This is a genomic window from Rhodothalassium salexigens DSM 2132, from assembly GCF_004341375.1.
GTDB classification, from domain to species: Bacteria; Pseudomonadota; Alphaproteobacteria; order Sphingomonadales; family Rhodothalassiaceae; genus Rhodothalassium; species Rhodothalassium salexigens.
Genome location: NZ_SLXO01000011.1, coordinates 61,616 through 78,210 on the forward strand (window position 1 = coordinate 61,616; position 16,595 = coordinate 78,210).

12 protein-coding genes and 3 pseudogenes are annotated in these 16,595 nt (G+C 65.8%); 13 read left to right on the forward strand and 2 right to left on the reverse strand.

Annotation, left to right across the window (positions count from 1 at the left end):
* Positions 1–91: 91 nt before the first annotated feature.
* The 4 genes from dnaJ to EV659_RS12840 all read left to right on the forward strand — a co-directional run bounded on the left by dnaJ (position 92) and on the right by EV659_RS12840 (position 3,303).
* Positions 92–1,225 (forward strand): molecular chaperone DnaJ, encoded by a 1,134-nt coding sequence (gene dnaJ / locus EV659_RS12825; protein ID WP_132709287.1) that lies wholly within the window; start codon positions 92–94, stop codon positions 1,223–1,225.
* Positions 1,204–2,061 carry a hypothetical protein gene (locus EV659_RS12830; protein WP_132709288.1) on the forward strand — a complete coding sequence of 286 codons (858 nt, stop codon included), beginning with the start codon at positions 1,204–1,206 and terminating at the stop codon, positions 2,059–2,061. The genes dnaJ and EV659_RS12830 overlap by 22 nt, the downstream gene beginning before the upstream one ends.
* 44 nt (positions 2,062–2,105) lie before the next feature.
* Positions 2,106–2,732 carry a DUF938 domain-containing protein gene (locus EV659_RS12835; protein WP_132709289.1) on the forward strand — a complete coding sequence of 209 codons (627 nt, stop codon included), beginning with the start codon at positions 2,106–2,108 and terminating at the stop codon, positions 2,730–2,732.
* Between the two features lie 82 nt (positions 2,733–2,814).
* The gene (locus EV659_RS12840; RefSeq protein ID WP_132709290.1) at positions 2,815–3,303 is read left to right on the forward strand and encodes a flagellar basal body-associated FliL family protein; all 489 of its coding nucleotides are present in this window, start codon (positions 2,815–2,817) and stop codon (positions 3,301–3,303) included.
* 28 nt (positions 3,304–3,331) lie between these two features.
* Here EV659_RS12840 and EV659_RS12845 read toward each other — a convergent pair whose 3' ends face one another.
* Positions 3,332–4,111: a glucose 1-dehydrogenase gene (locus EV659_RS12845; RefSeq protein ID WP_132709291.1), complete on the reverse strand. Its 780-nt coding sequence runs from the start codon at positions 4,109–4,111 to the stop codon at positions 3,332–3,334.
* Positions 4,112–4,441: 330 nt separating this feature from the next.
* Here EV659_RS12845 and EV659_RS12850 point away from each other — a divergent pair, with 330 nt between their 5' ends.
* The 9 genes and pseudogenes from EV659_RS12850 to EV659_RS12890 all read left to right on the forward strand — a co-directional run bounded on the left by EV659_RS12850 (position 4,442) and on the right by EV659_RS12890 (position 16,045).
* Complete coding sequence (locus tag EV659_RS12850; protein ID WP_165878888.1) at positions 4,442–7,357, forward strand: TonB-dependent receptor plug domain-containing protein; 2,916 nt, start codon at positions 4,442–4,444, stop codon at positions 7,355–7,357.
* 116 nt (positions 7,358–7,473) lie between these two features.
* Positions 7,474–10,773: a TonB-dependent receptor domain-containing protein gene (locus tag EV659_RS12855; RefSeq protein ID WP_132709293.1), complete on the forward strand. Its 3,300-nt coding sequence runs from the start codon at positions 7,474–7,476 to the stop codon at positions 10,771–10,773.
* A gap of 419 nt (positions 10,774–11,192) precedes the next feature.
* Positions 11,193–11,446, forward strand: a pseudogene (locus tag EV659_RS15080) (transposase); the annotation flags it as partial.
* Positions 11,419–11,601: pseudogene (locus EV659_RS12865) on the forward strand (IS3 family transposase); the annotation flags it as partial. The pseudogenes EV659_RS15080 and EV659_RS12865, both read left to right, overlap by 28 nt.
* A gap of 203 nt (positions 11,602–11,804) precedes the next feature.
* Positions 11,805–12,779 carry a Wzz/FepE/Etk N-terminal domain-containing protein gene (locus tag EV659_RS12870; RefSeq protein WP_132709295.1) on the forward strand — a complete coding sequence of 325 codons (975 nt, stop codon included), beginning with the start codon at positions 11,805–11,807 and terminating at the stop codon, positions 12,777–12,779.
* 72 nt (positions 12,780–12,851) lie between these two features.
* Positions 12,852–13,426 (forward strand): annotated as a pseudogene (locus EV659_RS12875) (transposase family protein).
* A gap of 224 nt (positions 13,427–13,650) precedes the next feature.
* Positions 13,651–14,379: a helix-turn-helix transcriptional regulator gene (locus tag EV659_RS15155; RefSeq protein ID WP_132709296.1), complete on the forward strand. Its 729-nt coding sequence runs from the start codon at positions 13,651–13,653 to the stop codon at positions 14,377–14,379.
* Between the two features lie 108 nt (positions 14,380–14,487).
* Positions 14,488–15,129 (forward strand): acyl-homoserine-lactone synthase, encoded by a 642-nt coding sequence (locus EV659_RS12885; protein ID WP_132709297.1) that lies wholly within the window; start codon positions 14,488–14,490, stop codon positions 15,127–15,129.
* Positions 15,130–15,160: 31 nt separating this feature from the next.
* Positions 15,161–16,045, forward strand: a complete 885-nt coding sequence (locus tag EV659_RS12890) for a phytanoyl-CoA dioxygenase family protein (protein WP_165878889.1) — start codon at positions 15,161–15,163, stop codon at positions 16,043–16,045.
* Positions 16,046–16,106: 61 nt separating this feature from the next.
* Here EV659_RS12890 and EV659_RS12895 read toward each other — a convergent pair whose 3' ends face one another.
* A complete protein-coding gene (locus tag EV659_RS12895) occupies positions 16,107–16,559 on the reverse strand; it encodes a helix-turn-helix domain-containing protein (protein ID WP_132709299.1) in 453 nt (150 codons plus the stop codon).
* Positions 16,560–16,595 lie beyond the last annotated feature (36 nt).

A 16,595-nucleotide genomic window follows, 5' to 3' on the forward strand; every position in this document is an offset into this window, starting at 1 on the left:
CCCCCGCGTGCCGGGTGCCTGAGGGCGCCTCGGGCGCGCGGGGGCCAATGCCGGGATCGCCACCCCGATCGAGCCGGAGGGCCCCGTTTCCATGGCACAAGATTTCTACGAGATTCTCGGCGTCGACCGGAATGCCGACAAGGCGACGCTCAAATCGGCCTATCGCAAGCTGGCGATGAAGTATCACCCGGACCGCAACCCGGGCGACGAAGAGGCCGAAAAGCAATTCAAGCGCATCGGCGAAGCCTATGACGTCCTCAAGGACGATCAGAAGCGCGCCGCCTATGACCGTTTCGGCCATGCCGCGTTCCAGGACGGCGCGGGTGCTGGCGGTGGGCCGGGTGGCTTCGACTTTGCCGGCTTTTCCGACATTTTCGACGAGTTCTTCGGCGAGTTCACCGGCCGCGCCCGCGGTCGCGGCGGTGCCGGTGGCGCGCGGCGTGGCGCCGACCTGCGCTACGACATGGCCGTGACGCTCGAAGAGGCGTTTTCGGGCAAAGAGGTGGACATCGCCATCCCCACCCACGCCGAATGCGGCGATTGCGGCGGCAATGGTGCCAAGCCCGGCACCGAGCCCAAGACCTGCACGCAGTGCGGCGGTGCGGGTAAGGTGCGCAGCCAGCAAGGCTTTTTCGTGGTCGAGCGGCCCTGTCCGCTGTGCCGGGGGGCCGGCCGCATGGTCTCCGACCCGTGCGAGACCTGCCGCGGCACCGGCCGGGTCGAACGCACCAAGACGCTGTCGGTCAGCGTGCCGCCGGGCGTCGACGACGGCACCCGCATCCGGCTCGCCGGCGAGGGCGAGGCCGGCGCGCGCGGCGGTCCGCCGGGCGACCTGTACATCTTCGTCTCCGTCGAGCCGCACGAATTGTTCAGCCGCGACGGCCCGCACCTGTTTTGCAATGTGCCGGTGACCATGACCACGGCGATCCTCGGCGGCGAAATCGAGGTGCCGACCATTGGCGGCAAGCGCGCCAAGATCAAGGTTCCCGACGGCACCCAGAGCGGCAAGCAATTCCGCCTGCGCGGTAAGGGGATGCCGCATCTGAACTCGGGCGTGATCGGCGACATGATGATCGAGGTTCATGTGGAGACGCCGGTCAACCTGACCAAGCGGCAGAAGGAATTGCTGCGCGAGTTCGCCGAAGAGGGCGGCGAAGAGGTGTCGCCGCGGTCGCATTCGTTCCTGGATCGGGTGCGCGAGCTGTGGGAAGACCTGACCGAATAGGCGGCGATCCCTGGCGCTGGTGGGGCCTCGGGCTGGCCCTGCCGGCGTTGCTTTTGCTCATGCCGGGGGCGCTGCGCGACCCGCCGGCGCCCACACCCGATGATCCATTGGCTGCGGCCGAGCCCGAGGCCACCGCGCAGCGTCTCTACGATGCCGGCCGCTGGGCTGCCGCCGCCGACGCCGGTGTCGCCGCGGCGACCGCCGACGGCTACGGTCTGGCGGCCCGGGCGCAGTTGGTCGCGGCGGGCTACGGCGCCGGCGACGAAACCGCGCAGCGTCGCGGGCTCGTCCTGGCGTTGGCGGCGGCCGAAGCGGCTTTGGCGCGGGACCCCGACCATGGCGAGGGCAATCTGCAGGCCGCTGCGGCGCTCGGCTATCGCGCACGCTTCGACGCCGCGCCGAGTGACGTGCGGGCCGCGCGCGCCCGTATCGACCGGGCGCTCGTCGCGCATCCGCGAAACGCCTGGGCCCATGCCGCCGACGCAGCCTGGCACGCCGAGGTGGTGCTGGGTGCCGGTAGCCTGATCGCGCGCGTGTTTTTCGGCGCCAGCCGCAAACGCGCCCGCGCTGCCTTCGCCCGCGCCGCCGACCTCGCCCCCGATACCGTGGCGGTGCTGTTCAGCGAGGCGCAGCTTCGCCTGCGCTTCGCCCGGCCGGCGGACGAAACCCGCGCCCGCGCCTTGTTGGGCCGGATCGCCACCCTGCCGCCGCGCGATGCGTTCGACGCGCGGCTCAAGGACCATGCCGCCCAGGTGGCGGCCGCTTGGGCCGCCGGCGGGCCCGACGCCGCGCGCCGCACCCTGAAGCCCCTGTTGCCGTTTCGCGGCGACGGCTGACCCGGCCGCCGCCCCCGCCCACCCGTTTATTTGGAGCCCCGTCGATGGATGACCGCCGAATCGCGCCCGCTGCCGAACGCAATAAACAACCGATTCTGGACGTGCTCGGCCCCCGGTTGCCGCGTGCCGGTCTGGTCCTTGAGGTGGCGGCGGGCACCGGTCAGCACGCGGCCTTCCTGTCGCGTCATCTGCCCGGTCTGGATTGGCAGCCGACCGACCCCGAGCCGGACAATCTGGCCAGCATCCAGGCCCATGCCGGCGACGGCAGCGACCGGTTGCGCCCTGCGCGCGCGCTGGATGTGACGGCGCGACCCTGGGCCGTGCCGCTCGACGGTCTGGCGGCGGTGGTCGCCATCAATCTGATCCACATCGCGCCGTGGGACGCCGCCCGGGCGCTGGTGGCTGAGGCCGGCGCGCGGCTGTCGCCGGGCGGTTTGCTTTACCTTTACGGTCCGTTCAAACGCGGCGGCGTCCACAGCGCGCCGAGCAACGCCGCTTTCGACGACAGCCTGGCGGCACGCGACCCGCGCTGGGGCGTGCGCGACCTGGACGACGTGGCGGCCTTGGCCGCGGCGGCCGGTTTCGCCTCGCCCGAGCTGGTCGCCATGCCGGCGAACAATCTGAGCGTCCTATTGCGCCGGGAGGATCGCTCGGTCGGCAGCCCGGTTTAAGGTTTGTTCAGCGGTGGCGCGATACGGTCAGTGCCGGTTGCGGTGCCGCCCGCCCTTCCCCTGGCGCCGAGGAGACAGGATCATGGTCACCACATCCGCCGGTCGGGCATCGGGTCGCTGGTCGTCCCGGCTTCTGTCCCGGGGCGCGGCCTGGGCGCGCGCCGCCGTTCTGGCGCCGCTGCTGGTTGCCGGGACGGTCGCCCTGCCCCCCGGTGCGGCCGTGGCGGCGGGCGGCGACGTGGCCGAGGGCGAACAAGAATCCAAGCTGTTCTACGAGCTCGAGCCGCTCAACGTGGCGGTGGTCCAGCGCGGCCGTTTCCATGGTAGCCTGCGGCTCAATCTGGTGCTTGAGGCGACCGACGCCGACGCCCGGGCGCAGGTCATCTCGGTCACGCCGAGGCTGCGCGACGCCTATATCTCCAATCTGAGCTTCTATGTGCGCGAACGTTACGACCCGCGCTCACACGTCAATGTTGCCTATGTGGCCGCGCTGTTGCAGGAGGCCACCGACGAGATTCTCGGCGGCCCCCATGCCGATGTGCTGGTCCAGGAAGCGCGTCTGATCCGCTGATCGCGCACCCCGCGCACCCGGCCCGCGCTCACATGGCGCTCAGGCCGCCGTCCACCACCAGGTCGCTGCCATTGACGAATGCCGCCTCGTCGGAGGCCAGATAGACGATGGCGTGGCCCGCGTCTTCGGCGTCGCCGACCCGGCCCGCCGGGCTCAATGCCGCCAACCGGTGCAGCATGTCCTCGCGCGATTTGCCGGGGATCAGCCCATCCAGGATCTGGGTGTTGAGATAGGCGGGCAGCACCGCATTGCAGCGCACGCCGTTCTTCTTGCGCGCGCAATCGAGCGCCACCGATTTGGTCAGATGGCGCACGCCGGCCTTGGCGGCATTGTAGGCGGCCATGTTGGGCTGGGCGATCAGCCCGGCGACCGACGCCACATTGACGATCGCACCCCGGCCGCTCTCGGCCAAGGCGGGCAGGGCGTATTTGCAGCCCAGGAACACGCTGTCCAGATCCACCGCCAGGACCCGGCGCCAGTCGGCGTAGTCGGTTTCCAACACGCCGCCGAGCGTGCCGATGCCGGCATTGTTGACCAGGATGTCGAGCCCGCCCAAGGCCTCGACCGTGGCGGCGACGGCGGCGGTCCACGCCGCCTCGTCGGTCACGTCATGCGCCAACGCCACCGTCCCGCCGCCCAGATCGGCGGCCGTGCGCCGGGCGGCGTCGGCGTCGATGTCGCTGACCGCCACCGCCGCCCCATGGGCCAGAAACAGCCGTGCCGTGGCACCGCCGATGCCGCCGGCGCCGCCGGTGATCAGGGCGCGCTTGCCGGCCAACCGGCCGACGGCGTCTGTTTGTCCTGTCATCGCGATATTGCCTCCCCTGAGTATTGCCTTCTTGCTATCGCGCCGCCGGCCCCTTCCCTCGGGTGATCAGCGGTGTTGCGCGGTTTGTTGGCCCCGTCGGTAAAGATCGCGAGCGTATCACCGCTGCCACACAGCAGAAAAAAAGCAAACAAAGTTTTGGCGACGCTTGACCTTTTCACGCGGCTTTCGCAACACTCGTCTACAACGAAAGCGGGCAGCAAAAAATTGTCTGTTCGTGAAAAACGGGCCGATCAAACCGGCCACTAAAAAATGACATGGGTGCGGTGGGCCATCCGTGGTTCAACCGACCATCGTTGGGGAGGCCACGCTATGGCTAAAAACAGATTCGTTGCATCCACCGCTCTGACCGGTCTTTTGGGTCTGGGGCTTATCGCCATCGCGCCGGTGGGGGCGGCCCACGCGCAACAGACGCCCGATCAAGGCGACCGGGACACCACCCTTGAGGTGGAAGAGATCGTCGTCACCGGGTCCTACATCCAGCGCCGTTCGGATGTGAGCCAAGCCTCGCCCATCACGTCGATCGGCATCGCGGACCTGAACAATATCGGTGCCGCCGACATCGCCGACCTGACCCAGACGCTGACCATCAACACCGGGTCGCAGAACAATCCCGACGCGTTCACGCAGAACTTCTCCACCGGTACCAGCAATATCAACCTGCGCGGGCTGGGCGTGTCGTCGACGCTCGTGCTGCTCAACGGTCGGCGCCAGGTGGTTAGCGGGGCGGCCACCGACAATGGCGTGAATTTCGTCGACACCGCGTCGCTGGTGCCGCTGATCGCCATTGAGCGGTTGGAGATCCTCAAGGACGGGGCGGCGACGCTCTATGGTGCCGACGCCGTCGCCGGGGTCGCCAATTTCCTGACCCGCGACGGCTTCGAGGGGCTGGAGGTGCGCGGCGAGTTTCAGACCATCGCCGACACGGGCTCCAGCTCCGACGCCCGGATCGAGGTGTTGGGCGGCGTGCAGATGGATCGCGGCTATGCCATCGCCGCGGTCAGCTATCTCGACCGGACGCCCTTGACCATGCAGGAAAAGCGGCTGAGCCCGCTGTTCGGTCCCGACCTCAGCTCGATCGGCGATCCGGGCACCTATTTGCCGCTCGGCCAGATCCCCTTGGACGTGTCCCTGGCCGACGTCTACACCCAGTTCGCGGGCATCCCCACCGCCGAGGGCACGCCGCTCGAAGCGATCCGGGCCGGCTTGTCGGCGGCGGGCGAATTGCCGGCCTTCGCCGACCCGGCGTGCGGCTCGACGCCCAATTCCCAGGCACCCGGTGCCGTGCCGGCGCTCGGCCTGCCGGCCGGCGTGGTCGGCATCTGTCAGTTCGATTTCGGCGAGTTCTACAATCTGGTGCCGGAGGAAAGCCGCCTTCAGGGCTTCGCCAAGGCCGGCTACGACATCACCGACAATTTGTCTTTCTTCGCCGAGTTCGGCTTTGCCCGCAATCGCGCCGAACGCGGCAACACGCCCACCTTCCCGATCCTGACCGCCCAGTTGATCGGCGGCGAGACCGGCCCCACCGGCCTGCCCGCGCACCCGAGCAACCCGTTCGGGGTCGACCTGATCAGCCTGTTCCGCCCGATCGGCACTGGCGAGGCGGTCAACAGCACGCATGATTCCGATACCTACCGGTTCAGCGGCGGCTTCGATTGGCGGATCAACGACACCTGGCGCCTGAACACCAGCGTCACCGCGGCGACCAACGAATTCCGGGTCAGCGTGCAGGACACCCTGCGCAACGAGATGGCGTTCGCGCTCGCCGGCCTGGGCGGCGAGAATTGCGACCCGCTGACCGGTACGCCGGGCGAGGGACCGTGCTTCTTCTTCGACCCCTTCGGCCCCGGTCAGGCGTCGCCGCTGAACACCGAAGAGGTGTTGGACTATGTGATCGACCGCAACCGGCTCGACTTCGATTCGGACCTGCTGGTGGTCGACGCGGTGATCGCCGGCGACCTCGGCGACCGGCTCGCCCTGCCCGGCGGGCCCATCGGCGTCGCCGTGGGCGGCCAGTATCGCGGCGAGCGTTACGGCCTCGACGCCGACACCAACTCCAACAATGGTAACTTCCTGTTCGCCTCGGGTGCCGGCACGGCGGTGCCGGATTTCCGCGGCGAACGCGACACCTATGCGGTGTTTGGCGAGGTGCGCCTGCCGGCCACCGACTGGATGGAGGTCAACGCCTCGGTGCGCTACGAGGACATCCAGGGCGTCGGCGATTCGGTCGATCCCAAGGTGGGTGTGCTGATCATGCCGCACGACGACCTGTCGCTGCGCGGCACCTTCTCCACCTCGTTCCGGGCGCCGTCGATCTTCCAACAGGAAACCGGCGGTTTCGTCGCGCTCGCCCAGTTGCGCGACCCGCTGGTCGGCAACACCGCCTTCCTGGCCGAGTTCACCACCGGCAACCCCGATCTGAACCCGGAGGATTCGCGCCAGTTCAATGTGGGGGCCACCTACCAGCCGGGTGCGGTGCCGGGGCTCAGCTTGTCGTTGGACTACTGGAACTTCGATTTCGACGACAAGATCACCAAGGAAAACGCCCAGGCGTTGTTGGATGAGGCCGAACGTCAGGCGGCCCAGGTCGGCAACCCGACGCCGTTGTTGAACCCGGACCGCTTCGTTCGTCCGGCGCTGCAATTCGGCCTGCCGCTGCTGAGCCAGGTGAACACCCAGTTCGTCAACGCGCCGAGCATCGAGACCGCCGGGCTCGACTTCAGCGCCAGCTACCAGTTCGACACGGCCATCGGCACGTTCCGCCCGAGCTTCGAAGGCACGTTGATCACCAAATACGACATCACCGACCCGACGCTCGGCGTCATCGACGGCAAGGGCAACCGCAACTTCACCAATGTGGGCAATCCGACGCCGCCGCTGCGCTTCAATCTGGGCCTCAACTGGACCCAGGGCGCGCACGCCTTCAACGTCTATGGCCGCTATATCGACGGCTTCGACGACGATCAGGCCAGCCCGACGGCCGAGCCCGGCCCCGACGGCCGGGTGCCGGAGAATGGCGTCGTCAGCGACATCTTCACCGTCGATCTACAATACACGCTCCAGGTCAACCAGTTGTTCGACCTGGACGAAAGCCTGGTGTTCAGCGCCGGCGCCATCAATGTGGCCGGCACCGAGCCGCCCTTCGTCAACACCAATGGCGGCTATGAAAGCCGGGTCCACGATCCGCGCGGTCGGGTGGTCTATGTGCGGCTGACCGCCAGCTTCTGACCGTCGCCCGCCGGTCAGGGCCGCGCGCGGCCCCGACCGGCGGCGGAAGCGACCGCGCCCTTACCCCGGCATCGCCCGGGGACCCAATCAACCAAAAAAATCCGTCGGGGAAACTTATGGTCCACACCGCCCATTTCCGTACCACCACCGCGCTCGCCGGGCTTGGCCTCGCTGGGCTCCTGGCGTTGCCGGCCAATGCGCAGCAAGCACCGCAGATCGCCGAGTCCGCCGACAATGGCGAGGTGGAAGAGATCGTCGTTACCGGCAGTTACATCCGCCGCGTGCAACAGGCTGACCGCCCCTCGCCCATCGCCACCATCGGGCGCGAGGACATCAATACCATCGGCGCGGCCGATATCGCCGACATCACCCAGACGCTGACCACCTCCACCGGTGCGCAGAACAACCCCGACGCGTTCACCCAGAACCTGACCGCGGGCACCTCCAACATCAATCTGCGCGGGCTCGGCCTGTCGTCGACCCTGGTGCTGCTCAACGGCAAGCGCCAGGTGGCGTCGGCCGCCCCCGACGACAATGGCGTGCTGTTCGTCGACACCGCCTCGCTGGTACCGATGATCGCGCTTGAACGCACCGAGATCCTGGAAGACGGGGCGGCCGCACTCTATGGCACCGACGCGGTCGCCGGCGTGGTCAACTTCATCACCCGCGACGATTTCGAGGGCCTGGAACTGCGCGGCGAATGGCAGGGCAACACCAATGCCAGCCAGAACGATCTGCGCGTCGAGGGCATTTGGGGCGGCGGCAACGACCGTACTCACCTGACGCTGTCGGCAAGCTATCTGGACCGCTCGGCCCTGACCACCCGCGAGCGCGACCTGCGGCCCGAGGCGTTTCGCGGCCAGGGCGGGCTGAGCGTCTCGACCACCGCCGCCCTGCCGGGCAATTTCATCCCGCTGAACGCGCCCAATGCGGCACTCGATCCGCGGCAGCAGGCGTTGGCCAATGTGTTCAACGCCTTCGCCGACAATGCCGCGCCGGTGTTCGACTTCGGTCCCGCCGGCCAGTTCGCCTCGCCGGTGATCCCCAACCCGGCGGGCGGCTTCCTGGTCGGCAATTTTTCCGGGTTCAGTCTTCAGCAGGGGGCGGCGACCGCCGGGGCCGCCGACGGTCTGGCCGATGCGTTCACGGCGAGCTTCCTGCCCCAGGTGCTCGGTTTGGCGCCGGAACTCTTGAATCCGGCGCTGGCCGGTTTTTCCACCGATCAGTTAAGCTCTGCCCAGCAGCAGCAATTGGGGGCCGCCTTCCAGGCGCTGGCCGCGGCGCAGGGCGAACAGGGCTTCTCGCCCTTCATCGTGCCCGACCCGCAGTGCGCCGACGCCGCCGCCTTGAGCGACGACATCATCTACGAGCCTGAGACCGTGGTCGACCCGGTCACCGGCCAGGAGGTCGCCGTCGCCCTGCCCGGTCCCGGCGGCAGCCTGCGCGGCAGTTGCCAGACCGATTTCGGCACCCAGTTCAACCTGGTGCCCCGGACCACGCGGCTTCAGGGCTATGCCAAGCTGGACCACGAGTTCAATCGCCATGCCCGGTTCTACGGCGAGTTCAGCTATGCCCGGAATCGGACCCAGCGGCAGAACAGCAATTTCCCGATCAGCAGTCCGCTGACCATTCTGCCCAATAACCCGTTCAACCCGTTCACCGGCTCGGCGTCACTGTTCCTCGGCCGCAGCCCCGGCGGCGGTCAGGTGAACGACTTCTTCTCCAACCAACAGAACCCCGGCGAGTTCGAGCACGACACCTGGCGCATGGTGGCGGGGTTGACCGGCGATATCGGCAATAGCTGGTACTATGACGTCAGCTATCTGCGCGGCATCAACAACTATCACTTCACCGATGTGTCCGACGGCCTGGCGGTCGAGACCAATCTGGCCTTGAACGGCCAGGCGGGCGTGTCGTGCCGACCGGGGCTGAACCCGCCGGGCACCGGCGGCTGTCTGTTCTACAACCCGTTCGCGTCCGGCATCGTCGGGCCCGACGGCCAGGTGCCGGTGCGCAACCTGGACGGGACGCCGGTCATCGGCCCTGACGGCAACCCGGTAACCGCGCCGGTGGTCAACAGCGACGCGATCTACGACTTCATCACCGGCGAGATCACCCTCGACGGGCGCAGCACGCTGACCGTGATCGACGCGGTCACCGCGGGCGAGTTGTTCGACCTGCCGGCGGGCCCGGTTGGGCTGGCCGTGGGCTTCCAGTATCGCGAGGATTCGCTGCGCCACGATCTGGACGAAAACACCAATGGGGCCAACTTCCTGTTCGTGACCGCGCCGATTGACGACTTCTTCGGCGAGCGCGACGTCTACAGCTTCTTCGGCGAGCTGCAGGTGCCGATCCTCGACAATCTGGAGCTGTCGGCGGCGCTGCGCTACGAGGACTATGGCGGCTTTATCGGCGATACGGTGGACCCGAAGATCGCCCTGCTCTATCAGCCGGTGCCGGATCTGAGCCTGCGCGGGTCTTGGGGCACGGCGTTCCGTGCGCCGTCGGTGTTCCAGCAGTTCGGCAACCAGACCAGCCTGAACTCGGTGTTCGACCCGGTGGAGGGTGGCGAGTCGTTCATCGCGATCACGTCGGCCGGCAACCCGGATCTGAAGCCCGAGGAGTCGGAGACCTTCAACCTGGGTGTCACCTACACGCCGCGCCAACTGGCCGGGCTGGAGTTCAATGTCGATTACTGGAATTTCGACTTCGACGACGTGATCACCCAACAACAACCCGAGGAATTGGCGGCGCGCACGGTCAACACGCCCAACAATGAGATTCCCGGCGTGGTCGAACGCGGGCCCACCGGCGGGCTGAATTTCATCCGCACCGAGTTCGTCAACCGCGGCGGCATCAAGACCGACGGGTTCGATATCGGCGTCAGCTACACGCTCGATACCGATTTCGGCACCTTCCGTCCGGGCTTCGAGGGCACCTATGTGAAATCCTACAAGGCGACGCTGGAAGACAATGGCCCGGCGGTCGACATTGCCGGGTCGCGCAACAGCCAGAACTTCGCCGCCCCGGTGCCCGAGTGGCGCTTCAACGCCAGCCTGGCGTATGTCTATCGCAACCACGCGCTGACCACCTTCGTGCGCTACATCGACGGCTTGCGCGACGACCAGAACTGCGGCGGCGGCGACACGCCGGCGGACTTCCAGCCGGTCGACCCGGTCACCGGCTGCGCCGGGCGGGGCGGTTTCGCCCGCGTCGACAGCCAGACCACGGTGGACATCCAGTACAACTACACCTTCGGTGCCATGGGGCCGTTAAGAGGCGCGCGCGTCGCCGTCGGCAGCATCAACCTGTTCGACAATGACCCGCCGTTCGTCAACACCGACGGCGCCTTCGCCACCCGGGTCCACGACCCGCGCGGGCGCATGGTCTATGTGCGCTTGACGACCACCTTCTAAGCCCCTGCTGCCGCGCATGAGCGGCGTCTGGGGGACCCGCAGGGGTCAAGCTTCAGGGCCCGGGCCGGTGACGGCCCGGGCCGTTTTTGTGCCCGATGGCAAGCCCGCGGCCGGCCGGGCGCCCGGAGGGCCTTTTTAGAGTCGCAGCAATGACAACCTCCTTTCGCGCACCACTGCGCCGGGGAGGTCCACCGATGACATTGATCGATGGACGAGGCGCGCCATGTGGAGGCTTATGAGAAGCTGGTCGCCAAATTCGGTTTGGCCTACGAGATTTCGCCGCCGCTCAAGATGAACCGCGCCGGCTTTGATAGTGGATTCTGCAAAGACAGGAGGCTCCAACTCCAGAGTAGGGTGGAGTCATCATGGACTAAACGACGAACAGGTATTCTCCCGAGGTGGGTGAGTGCGCCGTTGGCATGGTCCGGGACCGCGAGGGCCAGTGTGATGAGTCGCGCTGGGCTGGGGTTGTATCGATCTCCTCGAAGGTGGACTGGTCTGCCCAGACGCTGGACGAGTGGGTCAAGAAGGCCCAGATCGACAGCGGGCAGCGAGCCGGCATTGCCACCGAGATGAGCGAGAAGATGAAGCGCTGGAGTGCGAGAACCGGGCGCTGCGCCAAGCCAACGAGATTCTGCGTAAGGCGAGCGCCTCGGCGACGCCGGGATCGAGCCATCGGTGGGCAGCGTCGGCGACAGCGACGACGATGCTCTCGCCGAGACCATCAATGGCCTGTTCAAGGCCGCGGCCATCCATCGGCGGGGGCCGTGGCGGCGCTTCGATGCCGTGGAATACACCGCCCAGGAAGTCTCCGATATGACCGCGTAACCAAGACAACTTAGCCGCCGGCAAACCCGGGGCGGTCCACTCTGGGTGAGGCGACACGCTTGGCACGCTTGCCTTGGTCCGAGCGAAAGTTTAAGGTGAGCTGGACGTTATAAAACATGCGCTGGAGATGATCTTTAAAGTCTAGGCTCGTGTTTTATTGGCGTTTAGTATTGGTGACTTTAAATCAATTTTGCAGGCAGCGAATGCTGGAAAAAAAACGTGACGATTTGCCGGGCTTGTGCGAAGCCCGGTCCAGCGGTCCTTCAGATGAGCCGCGCCCGCCTTTTTCGTTGGGTCATATATTGCGAGATCTTTTAAATAACTGGCATATTATTATCGTTTCAGTTTTTTTTCTTGTTGTTTTGGTTTCATTTTATCTTTGGACGGCCAATCCTGAATATACAGCTGAATTGCAGGTGTTTCCAAATAGTGAGGTTCAGGAACAATTAGAGCTTGGTGTTGGTGGGTTCGGTTCGTCGCTCAATCCATTTCGTTCCAGTACGGTTGAAGAGGCAACTGTATTGGAACGTTACCTGGCGGCAATCACCTCAATCGGAGTGGCTGAAGAACTAATGGCCATACCCGAAGTTGCGCACACAGCTTTTGTGTCTCAATGGGGTGCTGAAGACCAGAAGTGGCATCCGCCGGGTGGGGCGATTGCATCACTTAAATCGTTCCTTTATCGATTTTATGGTTTGCCCGATTGGCAGCCGCCAGATGCCCGAGATCTATCCGGCTATATTAATCGCAAAGTATCGATTACATCGTTTACTGCTCCGGGGGCTGCGAAGGCAATCGGCTACGTTTTGTCTTATTCTTCTAAGGATCCTGAATTTGCGCAGAATTTTTTGACTCACTTGCATCGCGAAGCAAATCGGGTTGTCCTTCAGCAGGAACGTTCTCGCGCCTTGGAGCGGGCGGCTTATCTTCAAGATCGCCTCAAGCAAGCTCGAACCAAGGATGTTGTGGAAACGCTTTCGGAACTGCTCATCGAGAACGAGCGCAAGCTCATGATGATGGTGGTTGACGACAGTTTTGCTGCAATGCCTTTGGAGCCCGTTCGGGTTTCCAAGCTGCCGACATCACCAAAACCGCTGCTTGTCTTGGTCTTGGCGATCGTGCTTGGCTTTATGGCCGGAGCAGCGATTGTTCTGCTCCGAAATGTTTTGCGGCCCTAGGGGCAGGCCCCATAAACGGGCTTCCCCCCGCGGCTTCGGATGCGATCCGAGTTCCCTGGAAGCGAGCTTGTCGTGTCGCATTCTCATTTTTGGCTGTCGGACGAACAGGTTGACCGTCTTGTGCCCCTGCTGCCGTAGGACCCGAGGGGCAAGCCTCGCGTCGATGATCGGCGTGTCATCAGCGGCATTGTCCACATCCTGAAGTCCGGCTGGCGCTCGCGGATACCGGCGGACCACCTTCCGACGAGATGATCGACGGTTCCGCTGTCCGTGCACACCGCTGCGCCAGCGGCGGAAAAGGGGCGGAGCAGGGCCACGCCATCGGGCGGTCGCGCTGCGGTCGGACCACGAAGATCCATGCTCTGACGGGCTGCCCGCAGAGGTCATGGTTCATGCCGACAAGGGCTACGACACCGACCGGGTGCGGCAGATCATCGACAACCAGGGAGTCGCCGCGAAAACATCCTACACCCAAGGCCGACCGGTACTGGAAGACCTGTTGCTCGCCCTTCCTCTACCGCGACCGCAACGCCATAGTGCGCCTGATCGGTGGACTGAAGGGCTTCCGCCGCGTCGCCACGAGATACGATCGCTTGGCCGTCAACTTCCTCGCTGCCGTCCAGATCGCCGCTCACAAACTGTGTTGATGACCGCGTGAACGGACCGCTGCCGGTGGTCACCGGGTGCCTGCAACACGACCCCAAGACGATGGCCCAGCCGTCCGCCATACCCGAATGCCGCTAGCCCGGCCGGTGCGCGCCCGTTGGCGCTGTGGCGGAAAAGCTGGTCGGGCTTGGAGAATAGACCCCTTGCGGGTCAGGCCGTAAGCTTTTTGCCCATAAGTTGAGATTTCGGATGCGAAACGCGGTCGATGGCGAAGCCCTGTGGAGCGGCCCCGGATGCGCTGGCGGTGGTCGATCGCTTGGACGCCGCGCAATCCCGCGAGGCGTTGGACGCCCTGGCGCTGGACTATGTCCGGCGCGCGGGGTTCGACGGGTATTACTACATCCGCTATGACACCGGCGTTGGATTCTCCAGCCTCGACCACCGACCGCCGGCTTGGCTCGATCATTATCGCCGCGAAGGGCTGCTGCATGCGGACCCGGTGACCCTGCGCGTCTGCGCCGAGGTGGCGCCGTTCCGGTGGGAAGAAGCGTTCGCCGGGCGGCGCCACGACCTGGCTTGGATGCGCCGCTATCTGGTCAGCCGCGACTATGGCCTCGCCGAGGGCTTCAATGTGCCGATCCATGGCAACGGCTTCGACCGCGCCACCTTCTGCGTCTTCGGCGCCGATACCCGCCGGTTCCAGGAGGCGCTGCGCGCGCACCGCGGCGCCATCAAGGCGCTCGCCCATAGCTTTCACAACGCCTATGAGCGCCTGCACCGGTCGAGCCCGCCGCCGCTGACCCTGTCGCCGCGCGAGGTGGAATGCTTGCACTGGGCGGCGGAAGGCAAGACCAACGGAGAAATCGCCGATATTCTGTCGATCTCGGCCAACACCGTGAACGCCCATATGGCCGGGGCGGCGCGCAAACTGGGCACCGCCACGCGCATTCAGACGGTGGTCAAAGCGATCGCTCTACACCTGATACTTCCATGACAAGACCAGAAACACCCGTGTAGGGACGTATTGCCCACGCAGTGCGCGAGTGGCTCGCCCACTCGGCCAACGCCACACTGCCGCCGGTATTCTGATCCGGAGGCGTCCATGACCATTCTCATCACTCCACAAAATCGACATCGTTACGCGGCCGAACTGGATGGCGTCTATCGGTTGCGCCATTGGACCTTCAACGAGTGGCTTGGCTGGGGGCTGGCCCAACGCGAGGGCCGGGAGGTGGACCCCTATGACGACCAGGCGATCCACTTCGTCAAACTGGCCGACGACGGCGAGGTGCTGTCGTGCTGGCGTGCCATGCCGACAACCCGTCCCTATATGACGCTGGAGGTCTATCCCGAAGTCTTCGGCGACCGGGAACCGCCGGTCTCGCCCGACATTTGGGAGCTGTCCAAATTCTGTACCGCGCGCTATCGGCTCAAGGACGACAAGGCGGCCACCTACCGGATCATCGCCGAGATGACCGTGGCGGTGACCGAGTTCTGCGTCGCCTATGGCGTGACCGAACTGTTGTCGGTGCAAAGCGCGGTGGTGACGCGGGTCGCCAACATGTTCCTGGGCGAGCCGATCTGGACCGGGCCGACGGTCTGGCCCGGCGACACCGATGCCACGCTGTACAGCTATGAGCCGTCGCTGATGCAGGCCCATGTGCTGCGCGCCCGCCACGGCCTCGCGGCCGGGCCGTCGCTCGACCATTTCGACGTGCTCGGGCTCAAGACCGTCGCCGCGTGACCCGCCAGAACCGAGTCGAAGGAGAGCGCTTATGATCCGTGTGAGTGCCGACGTCGCCCCCGCCCAGTTGATCGCCGCTCTCGACCGCTATGGCGCGGTGATCATCGACCGCGCCCTGTCGGCCGAGGCGTTGGCCCCGGTGGCCCGGGAACTGGGCGCCGAACTGGACGCCACGCCGGCGGGCGAGGGTGAGTTTTTCGGCTATCGAACGGTGCGCTGCGGCGGCGTGCTGGCCAGTGTGCCGTCGAGCCAGGCGCTGGCCCTCGATCCCCGAGTGCTGGCGGTGATGGACCATTATCTGCTGCCCAACTGCCAGCACTATCAGTTGAACCTGTCGCAGGCGATCCGCATCGAGCCGGGCGAGCGCGGCCAGATCCTGCACGCCGACGACGCCATGTTTCCGCTTGCCCAGCACAGCCGGCACGAGTTCATGATCAACGCCATGTGGGCGGTCAGCGACTTCACCGATGCCAATGGAGCGACCCGGCTGCAGCCTGGTTCGCACCGCGGGTTGATCGACCCGGACCCGCCGGCGTTGCAGGACCGGCCCGAAATGGCGGCCGTGATGCCGGCGGGCTCGGTGCTGATCTATCTGGGCTCCACCCAGCATGGCGGCGGCGCCAATCGGTCGGATGCCGCGCGCACCGGCCTGGTGTTCAGCTATTGCCTGGGCTGGCTGCGCCAGTCGGAAAACCAGTATCTGACCTATCCGCCCGAGGTGGCGCGCAACTTCCCGCCCGATCTGCAGCGGCTGATCGGCTACCGGGTGCACGAGCCCAATCTGGGCTGGGTCAAGGGCGAGGACCCGGCGCGGCTGCTGGCCGGCGACATGCCGCTGCGGCCGGCAACCCGCGACTTCATCGGCGCCGACAACACCGACATGGTGCGGGCCTACTATGCCGAAGCCGGCGAATGAGCCCATTCCGCCATCGGGGCCGTGAGCACGGTGTGCCACGGCCCCGACCTGTGGCGCGGGATCAGGCGCTGGTGACTTCGTGTTCGGGCGCCACGGTGGCGTTGGCCACCGATTTTACCAACTCGAAGATGCCTTTGCGCACCTTTTTGTCGTTGATCTTGTAGTAGGCACGCATCAGTTCCAGCGTCTCGCGACGGGACATGGCGTCGGGGCCCACATCGTCGTCGCCGCCGCCGGTCAATTCGGCGCCTTCGAGCGCGTCGTCCGGCATGTCGTCGAAGAAGAACTGGACCGGCACCTCGAGGATCTGGCTGATCTTGTAAAGCCGGCTCGACCCGATGCGGTTGGCGCCGCGTTCATACTTCTGAATCTGCTGGAAGGTCAGGCCAAGCGCTTCGCCAAGCTTTTCCTGGCTCATGCCCATGAGCGTCCGACGCAGGCGCACGCGGCTGCCAACATGAACGTCTATGGGATTGGGTTTTTTGGGCTCGGTATCGGTGTCTGGGGTGGGCATGGCTCTCTCTCTCTCTTGAGGGATTCTTTTTTTGGT

Bases quoted from the DNA above. Each gene is read 5' to 3' on its own strand.
- EV659_RS12870 (WP_132709295.1), top strand. From the start codon at position 11,805: ATGCTGGAAAAAAAACGTGACGATTTGCCGGGCTTGTGCGAAGCCCGG.
- EV659_RS12835 (WP_132709289.1), top strand. From the start codon at position 2,106: ATGGATGACCGCCGAATCGCGCCCGCTGCCGAACGCAATAAACAACCG.
- EV659_RS12855 (WP_132709293.1), top strand. From the start codon at position 7,474: ATGGTCCACACCGCCCATTTCCGTACCACCACCGCGCTCGCCGGGCTT.
- EV659_RS12850 (WP_165878888.1), top strand. From the start codon at position 4,442: ATGGCTAAAAACAGATTCGTTGCATCCACCGCTCTGACCGGTCTTTTG.
- EV659_RS12885 (WP_132709297.1), top strand. From the start codon at position 14,488: ATGACCATTCTCATCACTCCACAAAATCGACATCGTTACGCGGCCGAA.
- dnaJ (WP_132709287.1), top strand. From the start codon at position 92: ATGGCACAAGATTTCTACGAGATTCTCGGCGTCGACCGGAATGCCGAC.
- EV659_RS15155 (WP_132709296.1), top strand. From the start codon at position 13,651: ATGGCGAAGCCCTGTGGAGCGGCCCCGGATGCGCTGGCGGTGGTCGAT.
- EV659_RS12845 (WP_132709291.1), bottom strand. From the start codon at position 4,111: ATGACAGGACAAACAGACGCCGTCGGCCGGTTGGCCGGCAAGCGCGCC.
- EV659_RS12890 (WP_165878889.1), top strand. From the start codon at position 15,161: ATGATCCGTGTGAGTGCCGACGTCGCCCCCGCCCAGTTGATCGCCGCT.
- EV659_RS12840 (WP_132709290.1), top strand. From the start codon at position 2,815: ATGGTCACCACATCCGCCGGTCGGGCATCGGGTCGCTGGTCGTCCCGG.
- EV659_RS12895 (WP_132709299.1), bottom strand. From the start codon at position 16,559: ATGCCCACCCCAGACACCGATACCGAGCCCAAAAAACCCAATCCCATA.